Below are 4,846 nucleotides of genomic sequence, written 5' to 3'. Positions count from 1 at the left end.
CTCCCACTTTCACTGGTGCTTCGTACCCATACGTTTAGAAGTGGGAGACTTCTTTCGGAATTACGTTAAAAAAATACAACTGATTGAGGAGACTGATGATGGATAGAACTGAATTAATGTCTTTACAGAACGGATCGGATATTAGAGGATTCGCACTGGATACAGATGTACATAAGAAGAATCTGACGGAGGAAACAATTAGGCTCATTGCCCGAGGCACAGCTAAGTGGTGGACTGAAAAATCGAATAAACGGTTAGATAAAACGGTAGTAACGATTGGATACGACAGCCGACTTTCCGGACCGTCGATTAAAGAGTGGCTGACTCACGTATTTACGGATCTGGGCATGTCTGTGATCGATGCGGGAATGTCGACGACCCCCGCTTTATTTATGTCTACACAGTATGAAGACTTCAAGTCAGACCTGGGTATCATGATTACTGCCAGTCATTTGCCTATGGAGTATAACGGACTGAAATTCTTCACTAAAGACGGCGGACTTGAACATGATGATATAACATCTATTCTTAACCAAGCTGATACACCTGTTAATCAGCTTGGTCAGGTCGATAAGGGGGATGTCGTGGCTAAAGACCTTTTATCTGTCTATGCTGATGACCTTATCGGTAAAATACGTGAAGCACTTGACGTTGAAAAAACCGCTCGCCCTTTGGAAGGACGTCGCATAATCGTCGATGCAGGAAATGGCGCGGGCGGATTTTTTGCTGATAAAGTACTAAAACCATTAGGAGCAGATACAACAGGTAGCCAGTTCCTTGAGCCGGATGGAACATTTCCTAACCATGAACCAAATCCTGATAATAAAGCCGCGATGAAAAGTGTTTCTGAAGCTGTACTGGCTAATGAAGCAGACTTAGGAATCATTTTTGATACAGATGTCGACCGGTCTGCGATCGTAGACAAAAAAGGTCATAGTATTAACAGAAATAACCTTATTGGTCTAATTGGAGCCATCATACTTGAAGAGAATCCGGGAACTACTATCGTGACGAACTCTCCAGTTTCCGATCACCTCATCCAGTTTATTGAATCAAAAGGTGGGAAAATCGACCGTTACATTTCCGGATACCGTAATGTCATTAATCGGGGAATTGAACTGAACGACCAGGGCATCGACTGTGCGCTGGCTATCGAGACCAGTGGACACGCGGCGATCAGAGAAAATTATTTCCTTGATGATGGGGCATATCTCGCAGCTAAGATCATTGCTAAAGAAGCGGAAATGTCTCTTTCTGGCAGTAGTGTAGCTGAACTGATTCAAGATCTTGATCAGCCGGCAGAAACAGAAGAAATTCGTTTTGTCATAGAAACACCAGCCTACAAGGAAATCGGACCGGCTATTCTTGAGCGATTTGCTTTATGGATTAAAGAAACAGAGGGCTTCAGTCTGGTTGAAGATAATCTGGAAGGAAAGAGAAGTCAGATCAGTGCTCCTTATGGTAAAGGCTGGCTCCTTCTAAGAATGAGTCTGCATGAACCGAAACTGGTTCTTCAAATCGAAAATGATGATAATGACAGAATTCCCGATATTAAGGAAAATCTGAAGACATTCTTTTACAGTATAGAGGACCTCGATACCAGTCGTTTAGTCTAAATTAAAAACCGAGTCATCTGTCAGAACTGACAGGAGACTCGGTTTTTCTAATTATATGCTCATGCTTTATAAATCCAGTTGTTTCCATCATTTTGAAGCAACGTATCAGCTTCATCAGGACCCATGGTGAGAGCAGGGTAAAATGGAATAGAATCAGTAAAGCTGTCCCATTTTTCTCTGATCTGATCGACATATTTCCATGAAGTCGCCACTTCCTGCCAGTGAGCAAAATGTGTTTCATCGCCGTTCAGCACATCAAGAATGAGCTTTTCGTAAGCTTCTGGACTTTCTTCAACTGTTTCTTCTGATCGGACTGCTGACAGTCTGACAGATTCCAGTTCCATTCCAGGACCGATCTTTTTGTTGTTTAGGAGAAGCTCGAAACCTTCATTCGGGCTGACTAAAATAGAAAGGACTGTCGGTTTATCATCGAAAAGAGCTGTCTGAGAAGGCTTGAATACAACATCGACACGAGACGTTTTCTCTGCCAGGCGTTTACCTGTTCGGATGTAAACCGGCGTGTCGCGCCATTCATCTGTTTCGATTATTATTTTTCCAGCAACAAAGGTTTCCGTCAGGGACTCTGGGTCGACTTTATCTTCATCACGGTAGCCTTTAGTTTCTCCGTCAATAGACGTATCATATTGTCCTCTGACAAATTCAGTGTCTTCGTCTTGAGTGACAACAGGGTCTTTCAATGCATTCAGGATCGCCATTTTTTCTTTACGAACTTCTTCAGTCGTGAAGGCTTTAGGGCTGTTCATAGTCAGCAGGCTCACCATCTGAAGCACATGATTCTGGACCATGTCTCTAAGCGCACCACTTTTATCATAGTATTCACCACGTTCTTCTACACCAAGATCTTCACTTAATGTAATCTGAAAGTTTGAAATGGAGTCTTTATTCCAGCTGTTTTCAATCAGACTGTTGGAGAAACGAAGGGCCAGTATATTCTGAACCATTTCCTTACCGAGATAGTGATCGATTCGGTAAAGCTGGTCTTCATCAAAGGATGCATTGATTTCATCGTTCAGTTCTTTTGAACTATTGAAGTCTGAACCGAACGGCTTCTCAATGATGACTCGGTTGAAGCCATTTTCTGTCACAAGATTCTGTTCTCTAAGATGACTCGTAATTGTACCGAAGAAGCTTGGAGACATGGACAGATAGAAAATTCTGTTGCCGTCGATGTCATACTCTTCGTCCAGCTTATCAGCAAGATCTTTCAGTGTGTGGTAATGCTCAGTGTCATTAACGTTGTGAGACTGATATCTGAAATGACTTGCAAACGTGCCGGCATGTTCTTGTGATTCAGTCAAATCTGAAATGGAATCCATAACGACGTCCTGATAATAGTCATCCGACCATTCACGTCTGGCGGTTCCTATGACTGCAAATGATTCACCGAGAAATCCTTTTTTATATAGTTTATATATAGCAGGATACAACTTGCGATGAGCCAGATCGCCGGTCGCTCCAAAAATGATGAATAGTGCTTTCGTTCCTTGAGACATATCGTTCCTCTTTTCTACATGATGATCATGTCTGATTCATTCTGTTTTCTATTTTACTTTTAATTTTACTATCATTCAACTTTATTATGAAAGATAACGAATCATTAGGCTTTAAATCGTTTGAGTTGAAGATCCCAAAACGTTTCCATTAAGCTTATCAATAGATAAAACTGAAAGGATGAGATCATTGTATAAGTACGACAATCTTGATCTGAATTACATTGATGGGGAATGGGTAGAAGGCAGCAGTAAAGAAGTCATTGAATCAATCGATCCTTACACTGAAGATTTGTATGCGACGGTTCGCGCAGCTTCTGCAGGAGATTTAGATAAGGCATATGAAAGTGCCAAGCGTCACCAGAAAGAATGGGAAAAAGTCAGTCCATTTGAAAAAGCAGGCATTATCCGCAAAGCTATAAAAATCATCGAAGACAGAAAAGAAGAGATTACCGATATTCTAGTAAAAGATGCTGGGTCAACGATCGCTAAAGCACAACTTGAAATCGATATAGTTATTGCTGTCATGCATCTGTCTGCAGAATTTCCGTTCCAGATGGAGACGATTGTGAATCAGTCCATGATTCCAGGCAAGAAGAATTACCTCCAGAGAAAACCTGTGGGGGTTGTTGGTGTTATTGGACCATTCAATTTCCCAATGAACCTGTCCATGCGTTCAGTTGCACCGGCACTGGCTACAGGTAACGCAGTCGTCCTTAAACCAGGTCACCAGACACCTGTAAGTGGCGGAAATATTATCGCCAAGGTTTTTGAAGAAGCTGGTCTGCCTAAAGGAGTACTCCAGGTCGTGCACCCTAAAATTTCTGAAATAGGTGACGGCTTCTATGAGCACCCAGTCCCGGATCTGATTTCATTCACAGGTTCCACTGGAGTCGGGAAACAGATTGGTGAAGTCTGCGGACGAGAAGTCAAGGAGACAATTCTAGAACTGGGCGGGAATAACGCCATGGTCGTACTTGACGATGCGGACATTGAAACTGCAGTTAAAGGGGCTATTTACGGACGCTTTATGCATAGTGGTCAGATCTGTATGGCAACGAACCGTATCATCGTTGACGAATCGGTTTATGATGAATTTGCTGAAAAATTCGTTGAGAAGACAAAAGATCTGAAGCATGGTGATCCGACTCAAGAAGGGACACTGATTGGACCGCTTATTGATGGCGGCGAAGTCGACCGTCTGCTGGACGAGGTTGAAAAAGCCAAGTCAGAAGGTGCAGAAGTCCTTCTTGAAGGAAAACGTGAAGGCAATGTCCTGACTCCGTTCATCCTTAAAGGGACTAACGATATGACGACTGCACAGAATGAAATGTTCGGTCCAGTCGTGACGCTGATTCCAGCTAAAGGCGAAGCTCACGCACTTGAACTGGCGAACGACACAGAGCAGGGACTGAGTGGAGCAGTCTCATCAAGCGATGAGAAACGTGCCTTTGCCTTTGCTGAGAAAATGGAAACCGGAATGGTGCACATCAATGACCAGAGTGTCAATGACGAGCCATATATCGCATTCGGAGGAGTCAAAGCTTCCGGACTGGGACGCTTCGGTCGTGAACATTCACTGGATGAATTCACCACGTGGAAATGGATTTCCGTACAGGAAGAGCCAAGACAGTATCCATTTGATTAACGTACTTTAAAGTATAAGTAAAATTAATGAATATCTGATCCGGACTTGATTGAGCCTAACTAGATGCTTGA

Annotated in this window: 3 protein-coding genes; 2 read left to right on the top strand and 1 reads right to left on the bottom strand. The window is 43.0% G+C overall.

The window, feature by feature from the left end; all coding sequences use genetic code 11:
• Window positions 1–98: 98 nt before the first annotated feature.
• Window positions 99–1,616, top strand: a complete 1,518-nt coding sequence (locus tag ABFX15_RS05355; RefSeq protein WP_346024451.1) for a phosphohexomutase domain-containing protein — start codon at window positions 99–101, stop codon at window positions 1,614–1,616.
• A gap of 59 nt (window positions 1,617–1,675) precedes the next feature.
• On the opposite strand, the gene zwf is transcribed toward ABFX15_RS05355, so the two are convergent.
• Entirely contained in the window at window positions 1,676–3,130 is a 1,455-nt protein-coding gene (zwf, locus tag ABFX15_RS05350) for a glucose-6-phosphate dehydrogenase (RefSeq protein WP_346024450.1), read from the bottom strand.
• Between the two features lie 187 nt (window positions 3,131–3,317).
• Here zwf and ABFX15_RS05345 point away from each other — a divergent pair, with 187 nt between their 5' ends.
• Entirely contained in the window at window positions 3,318–4,775 is a 1,458-nt protein-coding gene (locus ABFX15_RS05345) for an aldehyde dehydrogenase family protein (protein WP_346024449.1), read from the top strand.
• Window positions 4,776–4,846: the final 71 nt, after the last annotated feature.

It is taken from the genome of Alkalibacterium indicireducens (assembly GCF_039522005.1).
In the GTDB taxonomy this organism is placed as follows: domain Bacteria; phylum Bacillota; class Bacilli; order Lactobacillales; family Carnobacteriaceae_A; genus Alkalibacterium; species Alkalibacterium indicireducens.
The sequence above is the reverse complement of the archived record's forward strand: the minus strand, read 5'-3'. Positions and strand labels throughout refer to the sequence as shown.

What these genes read in the sequence shown, in the direction of transcription:
- ABFX15_RS05355 (WP_346024451.1), top strand. Translation starts at nt 99, where the DNA reads ATGGATAGAACTGAATTAATGTCTTTACAGAACGGATCGGATATTAGA.
- zwf (WP_346024450.1), bottom strand. Translation starts at nt 3,130, where the DNA reads ATGTCTCAAGGAACGAAAGCACTATTCATCATTTTTGGAGCGACCGGC.